This is a genomic window from Streptomyces sp. UW30, from assembly GCF_008042075.1.
Taxonomy (GTDB): Bacteria; Actinomycetota; Actinomycetes; order Streptomycetales; family Streptomycetaceae; genus Streptomyces.
This window is the reverse complement of record NZ_RDBN01000021.1, coordinates 1-18008: the sequence shown is the minus strand read 5'-3', so window position 1 is coordinate 18008 and position 18008 is coordinate 1. Positions and strand designations below refer to the sequence as shown.

Annotated in this window: 18 protein-coding genes and 2 pseudogenes; 11 read left to right on the top strand and 9 right to left on the bottom strand. The window is 70.7% G+C overall.

From position 1 onward, the window contains the following. Positions 1 to 95 precede the first annotated feature (95 nt). A complete protein-coding gene (locus tag EAO75_RS10270) occupies positions 96 to 611 on the bottom strand; it encodes a MarR family winged helix-turn-helix transcriptional regulator (protein WP_147994764.1) in 516 nt (171 codons plus the stop codon). A gap of 274 nt (positions 612 to 885) precedes the next feature. On the opposite strand from EAO75_RS10270, the gene EAO75_RS10265 reads away from it, so the two are divergent. Then, positions 886 to 2172 (top strand): FG-GAP repeat domain-containing protein, encoded by a 1287-nt coding sequence (locus EAO75_RS10265; protein WP_147994763.1) that lies wholly within the window; start codon positions 886 to 888, stop codon positions 2170 to 2172. Here EAO75_RS10265 and EAO75_RS10260 read toward each other — a convergent pair whose 3' ends face one another. From EAO75_RS10260 to EAO75_RS10245, 4 genes are read right to left on the bottom strand one after another with little or no spacing between them, the layout of a single operon-like run. Then, positions 2173 to 2784 (bottom strand): hypothetical protein, encoded by a 612-nt coding sequence (locus tag EAO75_RS10260; RefSeq protein ID WP_147994762.1) that lies wholly within the window; start codon positions 2782 to 2784, stop codon positions 2173 to 2175. 14 nt (positions 2785 to 2798) lie between these two features. Beyond that, on the bottom strand, positions 2799 to 3542 hold the full coding sequence (locus tag EAO75_RS10255; protein ID WP_147994761.1) for a hypothetical protein: 744 nt from the start codon (positions 3540 to 3542) through the stop codon (positions 2799 to 2801). Continuing rightward, positions 3539 to 4840, bottom strand: coding sequence for a hypothetical protein (locus EAO75_RS10250; RefSeq protein WP_147994760.1), 1302 nt, complete (start codon positions 4838 to 4840; stop codon positions 3539 to 3541). The genes EAO75_RS10255 and EAO75_RS10250 overlap by 4 nt, the downstream gene beginning before the upstream one ends. A gap of 5 nt (positions 4841 to 4845) precedes the next feature. Next, positions 4846 to 5151, bottom strand: a complete 306-nt coding sequence (locus tag EAO75_RS10245; protein ID WP_147994759.1) for a hypothetical protein — start codon at positions 5149 to 5151, stop codon at positions 4846 to 4848. Positions 5152 to 5378: 227 nt separating this feature from the next. Here EAO75_RS10245 and EAO75_RS10240 point away from each other — a divergent pair, with 227 nt between their 5' ends. The 9 genes from EAO75_RS10240 (at position 5379) to EAO75_RS46525 (ending at position 15921) form a co-directional block, all read left to right on the top strand. After that, entirely contained in the window at positions 5379 to 6038 is a 660-nt protein-coding gene (locus EAO75_RS10240) for a DUF5701 family protein (protein WP_147994758.1), read from the top strand. A 257-nt stretch (positions 6039 to 6295) separates the two neighbouring features. Further along, positions 6296 to 7771, top strand: a complete 1476-nt coding sequence (locus EAO75_RS10235) for an FG-GAP and VCBS repeat-containing protein (RefSeq protein ID WP_147994757.1) — start codon at positions 6296 to 6298, stop codon at positions 7769 to 7771. Positions 7772 to 7894: 123 nt separating this feature from the next. Beyond that, a complete protein-coding gene (locus EAO75_RS10230; protein ID WP_147994756.1) occupies positions 7895 to 9301 on the top strand; it encodes an FG-GAP-like repeat-containing protein in 1407 nt (468 codons plus the stop codon). A gap of 41 nt (positions 9302 to 9342) precedes the next feature. Next, the gene (locus EAO75_RS10225; RefSeq protein ID WP_147994755.1) at positions 9343 to 10761 is read left to right on the top strand and encodes an FG-GAP-like repeat-containing protein; all 1419 of its coding nucleotides are present in this window, start codon (positions 9343 to 9345) and stop codon (positions 10759 to 10761) included. A 52-nt stretch (positions 10762 to 10813) separates the two neighbouring features. Beyond that, entirely contained in the window at positions 10814 to 12247 is a 1434-nt protein-coding gene (locus tag EAO75_RS10220) for an FG-GAP repeat protein (protein WP_147994754.1), read from the top strand. A gap of 86 nt (positions 12248 to 12333) precedes the next feature. After that, entirely contained in the window at positions 12334 to 13779 is a 1446-nt protein-coding gene (locus EAO75_RS10215; RefSeq protein WP_147994753.1) for an FG-GAP repeat domain-containing protein, read from the top strand. Between the two features lie 101 nt (positions 13780 to 13880). Continuing rightward, a complete protein-coding gene (locus tag EAO75_RS10210; RefSeq protein WP_147994752.1) occupies positions 13881 to 14882 on the top strand; it encodes a Yip1 family protein in 1002 nt (333 codons plus the stop codon). 184 nt (positions 14883 to 15066) lie between these two features. Next, complete coding sequence (locus EAO75_RS10205; protein WP_261989231.1) at positions 15067 to 15702, top strand: MSMEG_1061 family FMN-dependent PPOX-type flavoprotein; 636 nt, start codon at positions 15067 to 15069, stop codon at positions 15700 to 15702. A gap of 102 nt (positions 15703 to 15804) precedes the next feature. Further along, entirely contained in the window at positions 15805 to 15921 is a 117-nt protein-coding gene (locus tag EAO75_RS46525) for an immunity 53 family protein (RefSeq protein WP_222723937.1), read from the top strand. Between the two features lie 8 nt (positions 15922 to 15929). Here EAO75_RS46525 and EAO75_RS47175 read toward each other — a convergent pair. After that, positions 15930 to 16112: pseudogene (locus EAO75_RS47175) on the bottom strand (phosphoribosyltransferase); the annotation flags it as partial. Between EAO75_RS47175 and EAO75_RS46520 the strand changes: the two are divergent. Further along, positions 16095 to 16220 (top strand): immunity 53 family protein, encoded by a 126-nt coding sequence (locus EAO75_RS46520; RefSeq protein WP_222723936.1) that lies wholly within the window; start codon positions 16095 to 16097, stop codon positions 16218 to 16220. The pseudogene EAO75_RS47175 and the gene EAO75_RS46520 sit on opposite strands and share 18 nt — an antisense overlap. Before the next feature lie 8 nt (positions 16221 to 16228). Here EAO75_RS46520 and EAO75_RS10195 read toward each other — a convergent pair whose 3' ends face one another. From EAO75_RS10195 to dcd, 3 genes and pseudogenes are all read right to left on the bottom strand, one after another. Continuing rightward, positions 16229 to 16735: a phosphoribosyltransferase gene (locus tag EAO75_RS10195; RefSeq protein ID WP_147994750.1), complete on the bottom strand. Its 507-nt coding sequence runs from the start codon at positions 16733 to 16735 to the stop codon at positions 16229 to 16231. 8 nt (positions 16736 to 16743) lie between these two features. Continuing rightward, positions 16744 to 17043: pseudogene (locus EAO75_RS10190) on the bottom strand (phosphoribosyltransferase); the annotation flags it as partial. 20 nt (positions 17044 to 17063) lie between these two features. Beyond that, positions 17064 to 17639: a dCTP deaminase gene (dcd, locus tag EAO75_RS10185; RefSeq protein ID WP_147994749.1), complete on the bottom strand. Its 576-nt coding sequence runs from the start codon at positions 17637 to 17639 to the stop codon at positions 17064 to 17066. Positions 17640 to 18008 lie beyond the last annotated feature (369 nt).

Genomic DNA, 18008 nt, shown 5'->3' with positions numbered 1-18008 from the left:
GAGCCGGACGCCGTGTGACGCCAGACCCCCGGACGTCACACGGCGTCCTCGATCCCCGTCCCGTCGCCCGAGGTCAGCCGGCACTCAGCCGGAGCTCAGCCGGAGCCCTCATCCCCTCCCGGATGCGCGAACCGCGTCAGCAGATCCATCAGTTGCTCCGTCTCACCGGCCCCCAGCTCGGCGACCAGGCGCTCGGCCGACGGCTTCGCCGCCCCATGCGCCGCGTCGAACAACTCGACGCCCTGCGGCGTGATCTCCACCGCCTTCACCCGCCGGTCCCCCGGCACGGCCTTGCGTACGGCCAGCCCCTTGCGCTCCAGGTCGTCCACGACCCGCATGACGCCCGCCTTGTCCGTCCCCGTCGCCGCCGCGAGGTCGCGCTGCACCGTGGGTCCGCTGTTGACCAGCACGATCAGCACCGAGAAGTGCCGCAGCTCGATGCCGAGCGGCCGCAGCGCCTCCGTCATCACCGTCTGCGCCCGCCAGTGCGCCCGGCGCAGCAGCAGGCCCAGCGCGAAGGGCGACCCGTCACCGGGGCGGTCGGTCGCTCGCGGGGCAGTGGTTCCGGTCGGAAGAGAGGTGGTGGTTCCGGACGGATCATCGGCGGCCATGCGGCCAGATTACCGCCGTTCGGCCATTCGATACGGTATCGATTGAAACCAAATGGGAGGGTTCTCGCGTGGCCAATCCCGGCCGATGTCCCCGGCCTCCCCGCACAGTCCGTGCACAGGCCTGTCACCCCCTCTCGAACAAGTGCATCATTGCTCAGTTGTTGCCTTTGGTTGCCCTTGGTTGCCCTTGATGCTGACGAGGTGAGCGGTGCGCGCGCGAAGAAGCGGGAGTGGGAGAGGAAGAGAGAGCGGGAGCGGGAAGAGTACGGCGGCTTTGACCGGCTCCCTCGGAATCCTCGGCGTCCTCGCCCTCGCGGTCACGGCCTGCGGCCCGACCCCGCACGACGACGCGGAGCCGGCCCGCCACACCCCCGTCCAGGTGGCCGACGCCCCCGCCCTGCTCCCCGTACCGCAGGGCGAGGGCAGCAAGACGGCCGACGACTTCAACGGCGACGGCCACCGCGACCTCGTCCTCAACGACCTGGTCAAGGCGCAGGCCCACGCGGACGACGCGGGCATCGGCGTCGTCTACGGCAGCGAGCGCGGACTCACTCCGGGCGCACGGCAGTTGCTCAGCCCCGAGCGGCAGGCGGCCCCCACCAAGGGCCAGCGCCCGGCCGTCTTCGACGCGGAGGCGACCTGCGACCTGGACGGCGACGGCTTCACGGACCTGGTCGTGTCCACCGACCCGCCCTACGACGGCCAGGGACAGCCCCCGGTACCGCTCCAGCTCCTCTTCGGCTCCCCGCAGGGCCTCACCGGCAACGCCGTCAAGCTCGCGATCCCGGACGGCGCCCGCGTCGGCAACGACTGGCCCGACCAGCCGGTGTGCGGCGACTTCGACGGCGACGACGCGCAGGACCTGATCGTGCACGCGTCCGGCGGCCAACTGAGCTTCCTGCACGGCCCGTTCAGCCGCAAGGGCACCCCGCGCACGGCGGGCGCACCCATCCAGTCGCCCGGCAACGTCCCCACGGGCCCGGCCGCCGACGTCAACGGCGACGGATACGACGACCTGGTGGTCCGTACGGCGGAGGGCAAGGGCACTTCGGCGGTCGTCCTCGGCGGCCCGGCCGGTCCGACCCGCACCGGAGCCGCCCTCCCCGCCGGCATCGACGTGGCCCTCGGCACGTTCGGCAAGGGCCGGGCGGCCCTGGACGCGGCGATCGGCACGATGGGCGGAACGTCCCTGCGCTACGACCTCACCGCAGCGGCCGGCCGCGGAACTCTCCAGTCCCCCGGCTCCACGCTCGACGCGGCCGACTTCGACGGCGACGGCCTGAGCGAACTCCTCTCCAGCGGCTCCCAGTTGCGGATCTTCCACGGCCGTACGGCGGGACTCGCGACGGCGGGGATGGTGACCGTACAGCCGCCCGCACAGGGCACCACGCGTGTCGTGTCGACCGGCGACTTCGACGGGGACGGCCGGGCGGACCTGGTGGTGCGCACGTACGTAGGCGAGACGAAGGACACGGTGGCGGTGTACCCGGGGACGAAGAAGGGGCTGGTGGCGGTGGAGCCGTCGGTGACGTTCTCCAGCTCGGAGTTTTTGGCGCGGTAGTCAGTCGGCGACGCGTGCGCCTATGGCGCGGGCGCGGCGGCGGGCTTCGGGGCTGAGACCCTTGCGGCGCGGGGAGGTGCGGAAGTTGTAGGCGGTGGGCTGAGAAAGGCAGGCCAGGCCGCGTAGGCCGGGCTTGGCCACCACACACGCGAACCGGGGGTCACCCGCGTACCAGAGTTCCTCGTCGTAGTCCTTGAGGGCCTCGTGACTCCAGGTCCGGAACAGCCCGGCGGCCAGCTTCAGCGAGACCGTCGTTTCCGGACGGTCGGGGTCGGGCAGCACGAAAACGGCCTTCCCCTTGGTGACCCGGACGGCACCGGACTGCTGACGCCAGGGGTAGACGGCGAGGATGCGCCGCATCCGCCACCCCTTGGCGAGCCGTCCGAGGGCCCGGACCGTGAAGTACATGATCGCGAGCAGAACCAGCGTCATGGGAGCCACTGCCGCCACGGGCAGGAGCAGCGTGACGTACAGGGCTCCCCACCACAGCGCCACAAAGACGAGCGACTCGGCCAGATGCCATGCCGTCCGGCGGAGGAACGCGGGGCGGGTGCCGGGCGTGTCCCATGCCGACGGCCCGTCAAAGCCGTGCTTGTTCAGGTTCGTGGTCATCTGCACATCCCGGGTCATCCGAAGTCGGAGGCGATGTCGTTCGCGACGCCGCCCGGGCCGTCGGGCCCTTCGCCGCGCGCGGCGCGCTCGATCTCCGGCATCGGATCGTGGAAGGACACCGTGTGCGCGATGCCCGCCATCATGTCGCGGTAGTGCTCCCGGGAGCCGGCGGCCGTGCTGCTCAGCGTCAGGACGCCCAGCTGCGTGCCCGAGGGGGCCGGGATGTAGAGGGTGCACTGGTAGAGGTCCTGGCCGGGTACGCCCTCCAGGTCGGGCGTGGTGACCAGGGTGTCGGAGATCGACGCCGGACGACCGCCCGGCAGCGTCAACAGCTCGACGTTCTCGGCGCTTTCGCGCAGCGAGACCGCGCGCACCGCCGTGATCTTGGCCGGAGCCCAGTCGATGTCCTTGAGCGCCACCGTGAACACGGACATGGCGGAGGAGCCGTTGTCCGCGATGTGCATGCCGAGCGAGCAGGCGATGACGCCCTCGCTCCGCATCCGGGCGGCCATGAACCGGACGTCGCGCAGGGCGCCCGTGTACCGGTCGCGCTGGTCCTCGGGGGCCAGTCCGAGGACCAGCTCCATGGCCTGCTCAAGGTACGTCTCCTGCTCCGAGCCCGGTTCGGGGTCGAGGGCGTCGATGGGGACGTTGAGGTACCCGGCCGGCAGCGCGTACCAGATCTTCGAGCTGGGGTCTCTGGCCGAGTCGTCGATGACGAGACGCAGCGGCGGCTGCTCGGCGGCTTCCTGTGTCATCGCAGCACCCTCGCGACGTTGCCGATGACCGCGGCGGCACCGGGGCCGTCGAACAGACCCGCGCGGGCCGCGTCGACCCCGGTGGCGGTGTTCTTGCCGGCGTCGCTCTTCAGGGCGTCGATGTTCTCGGCGGCCAGCCCGTAGCCGGCCGTGACGACACCCGCGACCGGTGAGACGTAGTCCATGCCCACCCGGACTGCCTGGCTGCCGCCCGCCGCGTGCGCCACCAAGTCTCCGACAGGGTTGTAGGAACCCGCGGTCGCGATCCGGCCGGCGGCCTTGACGGTGTCGTCGGCGAACCGGCCGAGGAACTGCCCGGCGCTTACGGCTTCGGACGCGAACTTCGTCGACTTGACCGCGCCGTTGAGGCCGCGGCTCACGGCGCCCACTCCCGGCACCGCGCCCAGGGCGTCACCGACGAGCCCCACCGAGTTCTCCCAGAAGTCCGCGTCGAACTCGCCCTTGGTGAACCCGTCCGCGAGCGAGGCCCGCACCTTGGGATCGGCGAGACGGGAACCCATCGTCGCCAGGCTCAGCGCACCGGCGGCAAGCAGCATCGCGATGCCGAACGGCCCCGTGCACAGCAGCGCCAGCAACCCCGCCACAGCCGCCAGCACACTCAGAATGTTGGTGAGGTTGTCCCCGATCCAGCTGAGCGCCTTGCTCAGCCAGCCCGGCTCCTCCGGCGCCAGATCGTTCGTGGCGTCCTTCAGCTTCTTCGCGAGGTCCCGTGCCTCCGCCTCGTGCGTCCCCTCCAGCTCCCGCGCCTTGCGCATCACGTCGTCCAGCGCGCCCTGCGCGTTGTTGACGGCGGTGACGGCGTCGTTCAGCCGGTTCTGCGCGGCGTTCAGGCGGGCCTGGGCGGACTCCAGTTCGGGGCCCTCCTGGAAGGTCTGCCCCGCGAGCTTCAGGTCCGGGTCCTGCTTGGCCGTGTCGTGCCGGGAGTTGGCGGTCTTCAGGTCGCCCTGGTGGTCGGCGGCCTCGACGTCGTACCTGTGCGCCAGCCCCCTGCGGCCGGTCAGCCCGCCGTGCCAGGCACCGAGGTGACCGGCGGCCTTGGTCAGCGAGGTGTGCGCGTCCTTCATGTACTTCGGCAGGTCGCCGTCGAGGGCCTCGCGGAAGCCCACGGCGGCGTCGCCCTCCCAGAAGCTGGACTCACCGAGCAGCTTGTCGATCTTCTGATACGCCGTCTGCAGCGCGCTCGCCGAGTTGACGAGCTGGGTGCGGAGCTTCTCGACCTCGCCGGGCTCGCCCGGCACGGGGTTCCAGCCGAGGTGGACGTACGGATTCTGGGCCATCCCGATCACTTCCCCGCGGCCGCGGCGCGCTTGAAGCTCTCCTCCAGGGAGGTCTCCACTTCGCGGTAGTTGTCCGTGTTCTTCTGGAGTCCCTCGGTGAGCTTCCCGATGCGCTCCTTGATCTGCTCGTTGCCGTACTTCCAGCGCTCCTGGAACTCGTCGCACGCCTCGTCCAGCTCGGACGTCCCGATCTGGTCGGACCGCACATGCTGCAGCGCGGTTCGCACCTGCTCAAGGGATTCGTTGGCGCCGTTGAGGTCCTTGGTGAAGGCGGCAAGCTGATCAATATCGGTTTTGAAGTGGTCCCCCACGCAGATTCTCCCCGTTCGCGCTTCGCGGTCGCACCGGCAAACTGCAGCCGGTGGCCGAATGGGCCCGATCATGCCACGGCAGGGCAAAGAGACCGCGTCAGGGTCACGGAACCCACACGAAACGCCTGCGAATCGGAACTGACGCGTCCAAGCGGTCGGGAACGTTCCGCACGCACACCTCGTTGGCCCCCAGGCCAACCGCCCTCACCTGAATTCCGAGGAGTCCCTTGACTGACACGGCCTCGAACGCCGCCCTGCCCCCTCTTCCCCCGCTCACCGCCCAGGCGGACCGCCTGATCGCGCTCGGGGTGCACGAGCTCGCGGGGATGCCCACCGATGAGATACGCGCCTTCGCCGAGAGGGCGGCCGGGAGCGGTGACGGTGGTGCTCTGCTCGCCGTCCACCCGAACCGCGCCCCCGCCTCCGCCCTGGCGCCGCTGCTGCGCCGTGACGACAAGCCCGGCTTCGTCGTCGTCGACATGCCCGACGTCGACGACTTCGCCCCCGAGTCCGTCGAACTGCCCGACGCGCCCCTCTATCTCGTCACCGGCCTCGACCGCGGCGACCACATGGCCAACTGGAGCCCGGAGGAAGCGCTGCCCGCGCTCACCAAGGAGGGCCGGACGCCGCTCGTGCTCAGCGAAGGCATCCACTGGGTGCTCCAGCAGCCGGCCGCCCTGGAGCGCAACCGCTGCTTCATGACGATCGGCTCCCGGCTGCGCAAGGCCAACGGCACCCTGGACGCCCGTACCCCGGCGATCTGGATCAGCAACGGCACGGGGCGTGACGGCCGCGAGCGACGTAACGCGCCGAAGGTCGGCTGGTGCTGGTGGGGCAACCGGCACACCTGGCTGGGCTTCGGCTCCACGACCGGCCGCGGAAGCTAGCGCCGACCCGCTCCCCGGCAGGCGGTGGCGGCTTCGGTGCGGGGGACGTAAACGCCGAAGTCGCCATCAATGCCGGATAGCCACGGCCGCCTCAAAGAATTACCGAACTCACGTACAACCCTTCCGCCCCATCGCAGGTCTCCTGATCGCCGACCGCATGGTGAACCCGAGGACAACGCCCGGAGAACACCCACGGTCGCACCCCACCAACTGCGGATGCCCCGCCAGGCATCCCCGCATGCAGCAGGAGAACCCGCATGCAAAAGCACCACCTGCGACTCGCCCTCGCGACGGCCACCGCGGCCGCGCTGACCGGCGGTCTGCTCACCTTCGCCGCCTCGACGGCGACCGCCGCCGACTCCACGCGCGTCCCGCGCGCCGACTTCAACGGCGACGGCATCGGCGACGTGGCCTTCTCCGCCGACGGCGCCTATGTGAGCGGCAAGAAGGAAGCCGGTCAGCTCGTCGTCCTGTACGGCACCGCGACCGGCGTCTCGTCCGCCAAGCGCCACACGATCAGCCAGAACACCACCGGCGCCCCCGGCACCGCCGAGGCCGGTGACCGCTTCGGCTACGACACCGCCTTCGCCGACTTCAACGACGACGGCTACGACGACATCGCCGTGGGCGCCCAGGGCGAGGACGTCGGCAGCGACGTCGACGGCGGTGGCCTGGCCATCCTGTGGGGCTCGGCCTCCGGCATCACCGGCGAGGGCGTCACGATCGCCGACCCGGCCCCGACCGCGCACGACCGCTGGGGCAAGAACCTCGCCGCCGGCGACTTCGACGGCGACGGCAAGGCCGACCTGGCCGTCGGCAGCAACAACACCACCCTCTATGTCTTCAAGGGCGGCTTCGCCGCCTCCGGCATCCCGGGCGGCCGCTACACCATCAAGCCCCCGATCATGGGCACGGACGCGGGCGGCCCGCTGAACCTGAGCGCCGGTGACGTCAACGGCGACAACCGCACCGACCTGGTCGTCGACGGCTACGAGTACCAGACCGACTACGGCTGGAACGAGAACTCCTACATCCCGGGCGCCTCCAGCGGCCTCGCCATCGGGAACATCCGGACCCTCAAGCCCGGCGTGATCACCGCGATCGGCGACATCAACGGCGACGGCTTCGGCGACATCGTCAGCGGCGCCCAGTGGAACGCCACCACCGAGGACGGCACCACCGTCCCGAACTCCGCCAAGGGCGGCAAGGTCTGGGTGACGTACGGCACGGTGGACGGCCCGGGCTCGGCCACCGGCATCACCCAGGACACCGGAAACGTCCCCGGTGCCTCCGAGACCAACGACTGGTTCGGCTACGAGCTCGACCTCGGCGACATCAACGGCGACGGTTTCCTCGACCTCGCCATCGGCGTCGCCGGCGAGAACATCGGCAGCGCCGCGAACACCGGCGCCGTCACGGTCCTGTACGGCGGTGCGAGCGGTCTGAACACCGCCTCGGGCGCGCAGTCGTTCGCGCAGTCCACCGCTGGCGTCCCCGGCAACGACGAGGACGACGACATGTTCGGCATCGACCTGAAGCTCGACGACGTCACGGGCGACGGCAAGGCCGACCTGATCGCCGGTTCCGCCGAGAACGCCGGCAACGGCGGGGTCACCTACCTGCCGTCCAACGGCTCGAAGATCACCACCACCGGCTCCCGTTCGATCGCGCCGAGCACGTCCGGCGTCTCGACGACGGGCACGCCGTGGTTCGGCGCCAACTTCGCCGACTGAGCCACCGTACGACCGACCGGCCGGGCCCTTCCTTTCACGGGCCCGGCCTCCTGACACACGGAGCACCCCGGGCTCGCCCCCACCGGGCATCGGACGCGCCCCCTCCTCCCAGGAGCACCCACCTTGCGCAAGCGCCCCCTCCTCCTCGCCGCCACCCTCACCACCGGCCTGCTCACCGCGCTCCCGGCGACGAGCGCCTCGGCGGCCCCCTCCGGTCTGGCCGGTGACTTCAACGGCGACGGCTACCGCGATGTCGCCGTGAGCGCCCTGTGCACGGACGTCGGCTCCGCGTCCTGCGCGGGCGCCGTCGTCGTGCTGTACGGCTCGTCGTCCGGTGTGTCCGCGACCCGCAAGGCCGTGATCACGCAGAACTCCCCGGGCGTGCCCGGCACCGCCGAGGCCGGCGACGTCTTCGGGTCCTCCCTCGCCGCCGCCGACCTCGACCGCGACGGCTACTCCGACCTCGTCGTCGGCTCCTCCGGCGAGAGCATCGGGGACCGCGACGGCATCGGCTCCGGCACCGTCCTGTGGGGCTCCAAGTCCGGCCTGTCCGGCGGCAAGGGTCTGCCGCAGCCGTCCACGCTCTCCGAGTGGGGTGGCTTCTCACACGGCGCCGCGACCGGTGACTTCGACGGCGACGGCGACATGGACGTCACGCTCACCGGGCAGAGCCACACCCGCATGTACCTGGGCCCGTTCACCCGCACCGGCGGCCCGCTCAGCCACTACGGCGTCGGCGAACTCGGCTCCACCTACGACGTGATCGCGGGCGACCTGACCGGCGACGGCGCGGCCGAGCGCGTGTACCCGTTCGGCGTGGACGGCGACTCCGGCGGCGACATCCGCTACTACCGCTGGACCGGCGGGGGCTACAAGTTCACCGCGCTGCCGAACGCGGACGGCCTCGGCGGTTCCATCGCCGACATCAACGGCGACGGCTACGGCGACCTCGTCCTCGGCGACTCCTCGGACCCGAACGCCGACAAGCCCGGCGGCCACAAGGGCGGCCAGATCACCGTCTGGTACGGCGGCCCGAACGGCCCCGATCCCGCACAGCAGCCGACGGTCGTCCACCAGGACAGCACGAACGTGCCCGGCTCCGGGGAGACCGACGACGGTTTCGGCATGTATGTGAGCACCGGCGACATCAACGGCGACGGGTTCGCCGACGTCGCCGTCGCCGCCCCGGGCGAGGACGTCGGCGCGGCGACGGAGGCGGGTTCGGTGACCGTGCTGTTCGGCTCGGCCTCCGGTCTGAAGACCTCGGGCTCGAAGTCGTACACGCAGAACACCGCCGGCGTGCCCGGTACCGCCGAGTCCTGGGACCGCTTCGGCTCCGCGGTCGACCTGACGGACATCACCAAGGACGGCAAGGCCGATCTCACCATCGGCGTCGACGGCGAGAACGGCGCGGGCGGCGTCTGGACCCTGCGCGGCTCGTCCGCCGGCCTGACCACGTCCGGCGCCCAGGGCCTGACCGCGACCGTCCTCAAGGTCGGCAACAACTTCGGCTCGGTGATCGCCCAGTGACGTACCACTTTCCGGGGAAGCGCACATTCCTGGGGAAGCGCATGTCCGCCGCCCTCGTCGCGGCGGCCCTGACCCCCCTCGCGCTCACCCTCTCCGCACCGGCCGCCCACGCCGCCACGCCCGCCAGGCCGTACGACTTCAACGGCGACGGACGTATCGACCTCGCGATCGGCGCGCCCGGTGCCACGGTGTCCGGCAAGGCCAAGGCGGGCGCCGTCTCCGTCGTCTACGGCAGCACCGGCGGGCTGAAGACCGCCACGCGCACCCTCATCACCCAGAACACGGCCGGCGTCCCCGGCACCGCCGAGGCCGACGACGCCTTCGGGACCGCGGTCGCCTCCGCCGACCTCAACACCGACGGGTACGCGGACCTGCTGATCGGCGCGCCCGGCGAGGACGTCAACGGGGACACCAACGACGGCTCGGCCGTCGTCATCTGGGGCGCCAAGTCCGGCCTGTCCGGGGCGCGTTCGGTGCCGAACCCGTTCAGCACGGACGTGGACCGCTACGGCCAGTCGCTGGCGGCGGGCGACGTCGAGGCCGACGGCGACCTGGACATCGTGATCGGCTCCAACGGGCCGATCACGCTCTGCTTCGTCAACGGCCCCTTCACCAGGACCAGTTCCTTCCAGGGCGGTTCCGGCTCCGGCTTCCCCGACCCGTACGCGCAGACGTACGGCATCACGTCCCTGGCCGTCGGACCGGTCACGGCCGCATGGGACACCAACCTGGTCGTGCACGGACGCAAGGCGGGCACGGGCGAGGCGATCACCCACCTGGTGACCGAGCCGCGCATCGGCAACTACACCGACTGGATGCAGGAGTTGCCCGCCGGCTACGTCTCCGCGATCGGCGACATCGACAAGGACGGCTACGCGGACATCGCGATCGGCAACGAGCGCGAGCCGTCCGCCGACCCGGCCGGCGCCAAGGGCGGCAAGGTCACGGTCGTCTACGGCGGCCCGGCGGGCCTGGACTCCTCCCGTACGCCCCTGGTCCTGACCCAGGACACGGCCGGCGTCCCCGGCGCGTCCGAGTCCGGCGACCGCTTCGGCACCGGGGTCTCCCTCGGTGACGTCAACGGCGACGGCTACGCCGACCTGGCCGTCGGCGCGCCCGGCGAGAACTCCGGGGCCGGCTCGGTGACCGTGCTGTACGGCTCGGCGTCCGGCCTGCGGACGACCGGCGTCCAGTCCTTCACGCAGAACACCGCGGGCGTGCCCGGCGCCTCCGAGCCGAACGACCGCTTCGGCGCCCGCGTCCTGCTCGCCGACCACTCCGGCGACCGCCGCGCCGAACTCACCGTGTCCGCGACCGGCGAGAACGGCGACGGTGCGGTGTGGTCCCTGCGGGGTGCGCCGAGCGGCGTGACGACCGGCGGGGCGACGAGCTTCGGTCCGGGAACGACGGGCGTCTCCACGGCGGGCGCCCCCGGCTACGGCACGGCCCTCAACTCCTGAACCCCTGAACCTCTGAACGCCTGAACTCCTTTATTCAGAAAGGGACTTCACCTTGCGCAAGCGCACTCTCCTGCTCGCGGCCACGCTCACCACGGGCCTGCTGACCGCCCTGCCGGCCACCACGGCCTCCGCCGCCCCCTCGGGACTGGCCGGCGACATCAACGGCGACGGCTACCGCGACGCCGTGATCACCGCGCCCCTCGCCAAGGTCGCCGGCAAGAACAACGCCGGCTATGTCGCCGTCGTCTACGGCAGCGCGAGCGGCCTCAACACCGGCAACCGGCAGGTCATCAGCCAGGACACCGCCGGGATCCCGGGCGTCCCGGAGAGCGGCGACTACTTCGGCGACCGAGCCACCACCGGTGACCTGGACGGCGACGGCTACACCGACATCATCGTCGGCGTGCACGCCGAGCAGATCGGCTCGACCGACGACTCCGGCGTCCTGACGGTGCTGTGGGGCGGCGCGACCGGGATCAAGTCCGGCACCGACATCTCCTCCCCGCTCCCCGAGAACCGCAACGAGCTGGGCTGGTCCGTGGCGACCGGCGACTTCGACGGCGACGGCGACACCGACCTCGCGGCGGCGAACATCGCCTACCCGGAGCTGAACGTTTTCAAGGGCCCCATCTCCCGTACCGGCAAGGCCACGGAGCTCGTCGGCATCGACACCTACGAGCAGACCGGCATCAACACCGACCAGATCGTCTCGGGCGACGTCACCGGCGACGGCACGTCGGACCTGCTGGTCATGGGCCAGGAGGAGATCACCGACGGCTACCGCACCCGCAGCGTCCTCTACAAGGGTTCGGCGGCCGGCCTCACGCCCGGCAGCAAGGTCGCGGGCGGCTACGCCGCGGTCATCGCGGACGTGAACAAGGACGGCTACGGCGACATCGTCACCGGCAACTTCATGGAGAAGGCGACCGACGAGCCGAACGGCGGCTCCGGCGGCGCGGTGACCGTGACGTACGGCGCCTCGGGCGGCCTCAGCACCCGCACCCCCGCCCGCTTCACCCAGGACACCGCCGGTGTGCCGGGCGCGTCCGAGCGGAACGACGCCTTCGGCTGGAGCCTGGACGCCGGTGACACCAACGGCGACGGCTACGCCGACATCGCGGTCGGTGTCGCCAACGAGGACCTGGGCGGGAAGACCGACGCCGGTTCGGTCGTGATCCTGCGGGGCTCCGCCTCCGGCCTGACCGGCACCGGTTCCAAGGCGTTCTCGCAGGACACCAGCGGCGTGCCGGGCACCGCCGAGTCGTACGACTACTTCGGCCACTCCGTGCTGCTCACCGACGTGAGCAAGGACGGCCGCGCCGAGCTGATCTCCGGCGCCCGCGGCGAGAACGACGGCGGGGGCTCCGCCTGGACCCTGCGCGGCAGCTCCTCGGGCATCACCGCCACCGGCGCGAAGTCCTTCGGCAGCACGACGGTGGGCGGACCGTCGGGCCTCACGTACTTCGGCGACGTCCTGGCGGGCTGACCCGCCGGCCCGCACACCCGCGCGGGTGTGCGGGCACCCCCCACTCTCCGCCCACCCCACCCACACCACCGCAAGAGGAACCCCACATGCTCCGGCACCACCGAAACCGCACCCGCCTCCACTCCCTGACCCTCGCCACGGCCACCGTCGCCGCCACCCTGACGGCCGCCCCGCTGCTCACCGCGGCCCCGGCCGCCGCGGCCCCGGCCAAGTACGCCGACGACTTCAACGGCGACGGCTACCGCGACCTCGCCACCGCCGCCCCGTACACCCCGGTCGGCGGCAAGACCGACGCGGGCGCGGTCGTCGTCAACTACGGCTCCGCGAACGGCATCAGCGCCGCCCGCCGCACCGTCATCACCCAGAACACGGCCGGCATCCCCGGCACCGCCGAGCAGGACGACGAGTTCGGCCAAGCCCTGGCCTCCGGCGACCTGAACCGGGACGGGTACGCCGACCTCGTGGTCGCCGCCACGGGCGAGAACGCCGACGCCGGCTCCGTCGTGATCGTCTGGGGTGGCAAGAGCGGCCTGTCCGGCGGCCAGGTTGTCCCCGACGCCGCCCCCGCGGACCACGACGAGTACGGCATGTCCCTGACCGTCGGCGACTTCAGCGGGGACGGCAAGGCCGACCTCGCCGTCGGCAGCACCGGCAGCGACATCTGGATCCACAAGGGCGGCTTCCTCAAGGCCTCCGGCGCCGCGTCCCGCTACAAGCTCGCCACCGACCTGTACACCGGCGCCATCTACGGCTCCCAGAGCCTCGCCGCCGGTGACGTGAACGGCGACGGCACCGCCGACCTGGTCGTCAGCGGCACCCAGGCGGAGACCTACGACAACGGCACCTTCGTCTACCTCGGCTCCGCCTCGGGCCTCACCCGCCAGGCGTTCCTCAAGAACGGCGCCTACGAGCTCGCCGCGGTCGGCGACCTCAACGGCGACGGCTACGCCGACGTCGTCGCGTCGACGTTCGGCGACGACGGCGTGACCAGCCTCGGCGGCGTCATCAGGGCCTACCTCGGCAGCGCGAGCGGCGTGCCCACCCAGCCGCAGGCCACGATCACCCAGGACACCCCCGGCGTCCCGGGCTCGGACGAGGAAGGCGACTGGTTCGGCAACGCCCTGTCCATCGCCGACATCAACCGCGACGGCTATGCGGACCTGGCCGTGGGCACGATCCACGAGACCATCGGCGCCGCCAAGATCGCCGGCAGCGTCACGGTGCTGCGCGGCTCGGCCGCCGGCCTGACCGCGACCGGCGCCCAGTCCTTCACCCAGAACACCGCCGGCGTCCCCGGCACCGCCGAGTCCGCCGACCGCTTCGGCGCGTCGGTACGCCTGTCCGACCTCACCGGCGACGGCAGGGCCGACCTGTCCGTCGGCGCGGACGGCGAGAACCACCCGGCGGGCGCGCTCTACAGCCTGCGCGGCGCGGCGTCGGGCGTGACCACCAGCAAGGCGATCAGCTTCGGCCCGGGCTCGCTGGGCCTGCCGTCCGGCTATCTGCGGCTGGGCCAGGTCATGCTGCGCTGACCCACCGGCGGACCTCCCCACGGCCGTACGGGTCAAGGCCTCGCCCGTACGGCCGAACCCTGACGGACCACGGAGAACGGGACCGCGGCGCCCCCTAGGGGATGTCACAGGTCGGCCGCAAAGCCGGGCCCGGATGCCGGGGCCCGGCACGCGATTCTCCGGGACCAGGTACGTTCGAAGACGTGGCTGGATTCAGGATCGGACGGGGCAGCCGGAACAACGGCACCCCGCAGACGCGCCCCCAACAACCTCCGTACGGGCAGCAGGCGCCCCAGGGACCGGCGTACGGCTATCCCCCGCCGCCCCAACAGCCGTACGGCGGCTCGGGCGGCGGCGCGGGCGGCTGGCCGCAGGCCAACGGGGGCGGCGGCCAAGGCGGTTACGGCGGCCACGGCGAGCCGGAGTACTTCGGCGACGGCGGCTACCCCCAGGGCCAGGGCGGCGCCCCGGACCCGTACGCGGCGAACCACCCGGGCCACACCCAGGCGTTCTCGGTCGGCGAGGACCCCTACAACCAGGGCGGGACCTACCGGGCGGGCTCCGCCCCGGCCGCCCCGATCGGCCCCCGCCTGCACTGGAAGCCCCTGCTGCGAGGGATCGTCCTCTCCCCCGGCCAGACCTTCCTGCAGATGCGGGACTACACGATGTGGGGCCCGGCCCTGATCGTGACGTTCCTCTACGGTCTCCTGGCCGTCTTCGGCTTCGACACCGCCCGTGAGGACGCGATCAACGCGACCCTCTCCAACGCGGTCCCGATCGTCCTCGTGACGGCCGTCGCGATGGTCCTGTCGTCCTTCGTCCTGGGCGTGGTCACCAACACCCTGGCCCGCCAGCTCGGCGGCGACGGCGCCTGGCAGCCCACCGTCGGCCTCTCGATGCTGATCATGTCCCTCACGGACGCCCCCCGCCTGATCTTCGCCATGTTCGCGGGCGGCGACGCGACCTTCGTCCAGGCGCTCGGCTGGGCGACGTGGGTGGCGGGCGGCGCCCTGCTCACCCTGATGGTCTCGAAGTCCCACGACCTGCCGTGGCCGAAGGCCCTGGGCGCGAGCGCGATCCAGCTGATCGCACTGCTGTCGATCGTGAAGCTGGGCACGTTCTAGAGACACCGGGCACGTTCTGAGCCCACAGCAACGCAAAGGGCCCCGGCACACATGCCGGGGCCCTTTCTCCCAATCTGGGCTTGGCTCTAATGGAGGCTATGGAGGCAGTGGAGGCAATGGAGACTCCACCGCCCGCGCGGGAACGCTCCCCGTGTCTTCGACCCACAGGGCTATGCTCCCCAGAGTGGATGACACCCGGATACCCCGAGCTCTGACCAGTGAGGCGCAACTCCGAGAGTTGTACGCGGACCCCGGAGAGCGGGCGGTACGCAAGGAACTCGACCACATCGACGAGATGTCGCGCCGCCTCATCGCGGTCTCGCCCGTGGTGTTCGTCGCCACCAGTGATGCCCATGGCCGCTGCGACGTGGCCCCTCGTGGCGGCACCCCCGGTTTCGTCACCGTCCTCGACGAGCGTCATGTAGTGATTCCGGACGCGACGGGGAACAACCGGCTGGACAGCTATCGCAACATCCTGGCCAACGGCCACGCCGGGCTCAACTTCGTCATCCCTGGCCGGGACACGACGCTTCGTGTCAACGGCGCAGCCTGGATCACGGCCGATGAAGAGCTGCTGGCGCGGCTGACCCCGGTCGGCAAGCCGCCGAAAACTGCGCTGGTCGTGCGGGCCGACGAGGTGTACGTCCACTGCGCCAAGGCGTTCGTCCGGTCGAAGATCTGGCGCCCCGAGGCCTGGCCGCTCAAGGAAGAGCAGCCGACGCCGGCCGAGGTCGCTCTTGCTCATCAGCGCGACCCCGACTTGACGCTCGCCGAGGTCGAGCAGGATCAGCGCGACTCCCTCCTGCACCGACTGGCCTGACATCGGTCCGCCGCGTCACGCGGGGCACTGCTCGCGGCGGCTGAGTGGTGCGCCCGTTACGTGCCTCTATCGCTATGTCGGACACAAGCGGGGAACTGCGTGATGGCGAAGGTGTCCGACGACGTCTTCCCGGCGTCCTGCGGTCCGCTCAACCTCGCGGAAGTACTGCGTCTGTTCCGAGACCGGGCCACCACAGATGGCCCGGAGCTCCAGTCCTGAGGCGCAGATCAGAGCGCTTCCCTGTTCTCCCTGGCCGCTTCGCCCGACCTACCCACTGGAGGCAGAACACTCCACGGGAAGTTGATCCACTCATCCGTCCGCTTCCACACGTACTCGCACTTCACGAGGGAGTGGGACTTCTCATAGATCACGGCGGAGCGGACCTCGGCGACATGGTCGAGGCAGAAGTCGTGGCCGACGACGTCTTCCCGGCGTCCTGCGGTCCGCTCAACCTCGCGGAAGTACTGCGTCTGTTCCGAGACCGGGCCACCACAGATGGCCCGGAGCTCCAGTCCTGAGGCGCAGATCAGAGCGCTTCCCTGTTCTCCCTGGCCGCTTCGCCCGACCTACCCACTGGAGGCAGAACACTCCACGGGAAGTTGATCCACTCATCCGTCCGCTTCCACACGTACTCGCACTTCACGAGGGAGTGGGACTTCTCATAGATCACGGCGGAGCGGACCTCGGCGACATGGTCGAGGCAGAAGTCGTGGACGAGCTTCAGTGTCTTGCCCGTGTCGGCGACGTCGTCGGCGATCAGCACCTTCTTGTCGGTGAAGTCGATCGCGTTGGGGACGGGGGCGAGCATGACGGGCATCTCCAGCGTGGTCCCCACGCCCGTATAGAACTCCACATTCACCAGGTGAAGGTTCTTGCAGTCGAGCGCGTAGGCGAGCCCGCCGGCGACGAAGACTCCGCCCCGGGCGATGCTGAGCACGATGTCCGGCTCGTACCCGTCGTCGGCGATGGTCTGAGCCAGCTCGCGGACGGCGACGCCGAACCGCTCGTAGGTCAGATTCTCCCGCACGGACATGTCACTCAGACGTCGTCGGCGATCAGCACCTTCTTGTCGGTGAAGTCGATCGCGTTGGGGACGGGGGCGAGCATGACGGGCATCTCCAGCGTGGTCCCCACGCCCGTATAGAACTCCACATTCACCAGGTGAAGGTTCTTGCAGTCGAGCGCGTAGGCGAGCCCGCCGGCGACGAAGACTCCGCCCCGGGCGATGCTGAGCACGATGTCCGGCTCGTACCCGTCGTCGGCGATGGTCTGAGCCAGCTCGCGGACGGCGACGCCGAACCGCTCGTAGGTCAGATTCTCCCGCACGGACATGTCACTCATCCCTTCGCCCACCCCTTCGCTCACACCTGGGTCCGATGGAAGTTCTGGAAGGACCGGGAGGCGGTGGGCCCGCGCTGCCCCTGGTACCGGGAGCCGTATCGCTCGCTGCCGTACGGGAACTCGGCGGGCGAGCTGAGCCGGAACATGCACAGCTGGCCGATCTTCATGCCGGGCCAGAGCTTGATGGGGAGCGTGGCGAGGTTGGACAGCTCAAGGGTGACGTGCCCGCTGAACCCCGGGTCGATGAACCCGGCGGTGGAGTGGGTGACGAGCCCGAGCCGGCCGAGGGAGGACTTCCCCTCCAACCGGGAGGCAAGGTCGTCGGGAAGGCTGATGACCTCGTAAGTAGAGGCGAGCACGAACTCCCCGGGATGCAGGATGAACGGCTCATCGCCCTCGGGCTCGACGAGCCGCGTGAGGTCCGCCTGCTCGACGGAGGGGTCGATGTGCGGGTACCGGTGGTTCTCGAACACCCGGAAGTACCGGTCCAGCCGTACGTCGATGCTGGACGGCTGCACCATGGTCTGGTCGTAGGGATCGATCCGTACCCGCCCGGCGTCGATCTCGGCCCGGATGTCCTTGTCTGAGAGAAGCACGCCCCGAGGATACGCAAGGCGCGCGGAACGACCACAATCGCGCCGTCCGCGCGCCAGGACTGATACTGCTGTTACTGGTGCGGGTGCTGCTCCACTCCCGCTTCCCGCTCCGCTAATGCTTCTCCAACTGCACCGGCACCACACTGCGGAGCCGGGCACAGCGGGGACACCGGACGAGCCGGCCGGGGCCGAGGCGCTCGGCCTGCTGCATCGGGAACGAAGCGGTGCTGAACACGTGCCCATCGGCACAACGGACGACGGTGCGCTCCATCAAGTCCTAGAGTCCCTTCCCCAAGAGCCGCGTCCGGCTGCTGCCTGCCGGACGCGGCTCTTGGGGAAGGGACTCTAGGACTTGATGGAGCGCACCGT

Coding starts and splice junctions, on each gene's coding strand:
- EAO75_RS10195 (WP_147994750.1), bottom strand. CDS start 16,735: ATGTCCGTGCGGGAGAATCTGACCTACGAGCGGTTCGGCGTCGCCGTC.
- EAO75_RS10215 (WP_147994753.1), top strand. CDS start 12,334: ATGCTCCGGCACCACCGAAACCGCACCCGCCTCCACTCCCTGACCCTC.
- EAO75_RS10260 (WP_147994762.1), bottom strand. CDS start 2,784: ATGACCACGAACCTGAACAAGCACGGCTTTGACGGGCCGTCGGCATGG.
- EAO75_RS46520 (WP_222723936.1), top strand. CDS start 16,095: ATGGTCGAGGCAGAAGTCGTGGCCGACGACGTCTTCCCGGCGTCCTGC.
- EAO75_RS10235 (WP_147994757.1), top strand. CDS start 6,296: ATGCAAAAGCACCACCTGCGACTCGCCCTCGCGACGGCCACCGCGGCC.
- EAO75_RS10250 (WP_147994760.1), bottom strand. CDS start 4,840: ATGGCCCAGAATCCGTACGTCCACCTCGGCTGGAACCCCGTGCCGGGC.
- EAO75_RS46525 (WP_222723937.1), top strand. CDS start 15,805: ATGGCGAAGGTGTCCGACGACGTCTTCCCGGCGTCCTGCGGTCCGCTC.
- EAO75_RS10225 (WP_147994755.1), top strand. CDS start 9,343: ATGTCCGCCGCCCTCGTCGCGGCGGCCCTGACCCCCCTCGCGCTCACC.
- EAO75_RS10270 (WP_147994764.1), bottom strand. CDS start 611: ATGGCCGCCGATGATCCGTCCGGAACCACCACCTCTCTTCCGACCGGA.
- EAO75_RS10255 (WP_147994761.1), bottom strand. CDS start 3,542: ATGACACAGGAAGCCGCCGAGCAGCCGCCGCTGCGTCTCGTCATCGAC.
- EAO75_RS10210 (WP_147994752.1), top strand. CDS start 13,881: ATGTCACAGGTCGGCCGCAAAGCCGGGCCCGGATGCCGGGGCCCGGCA.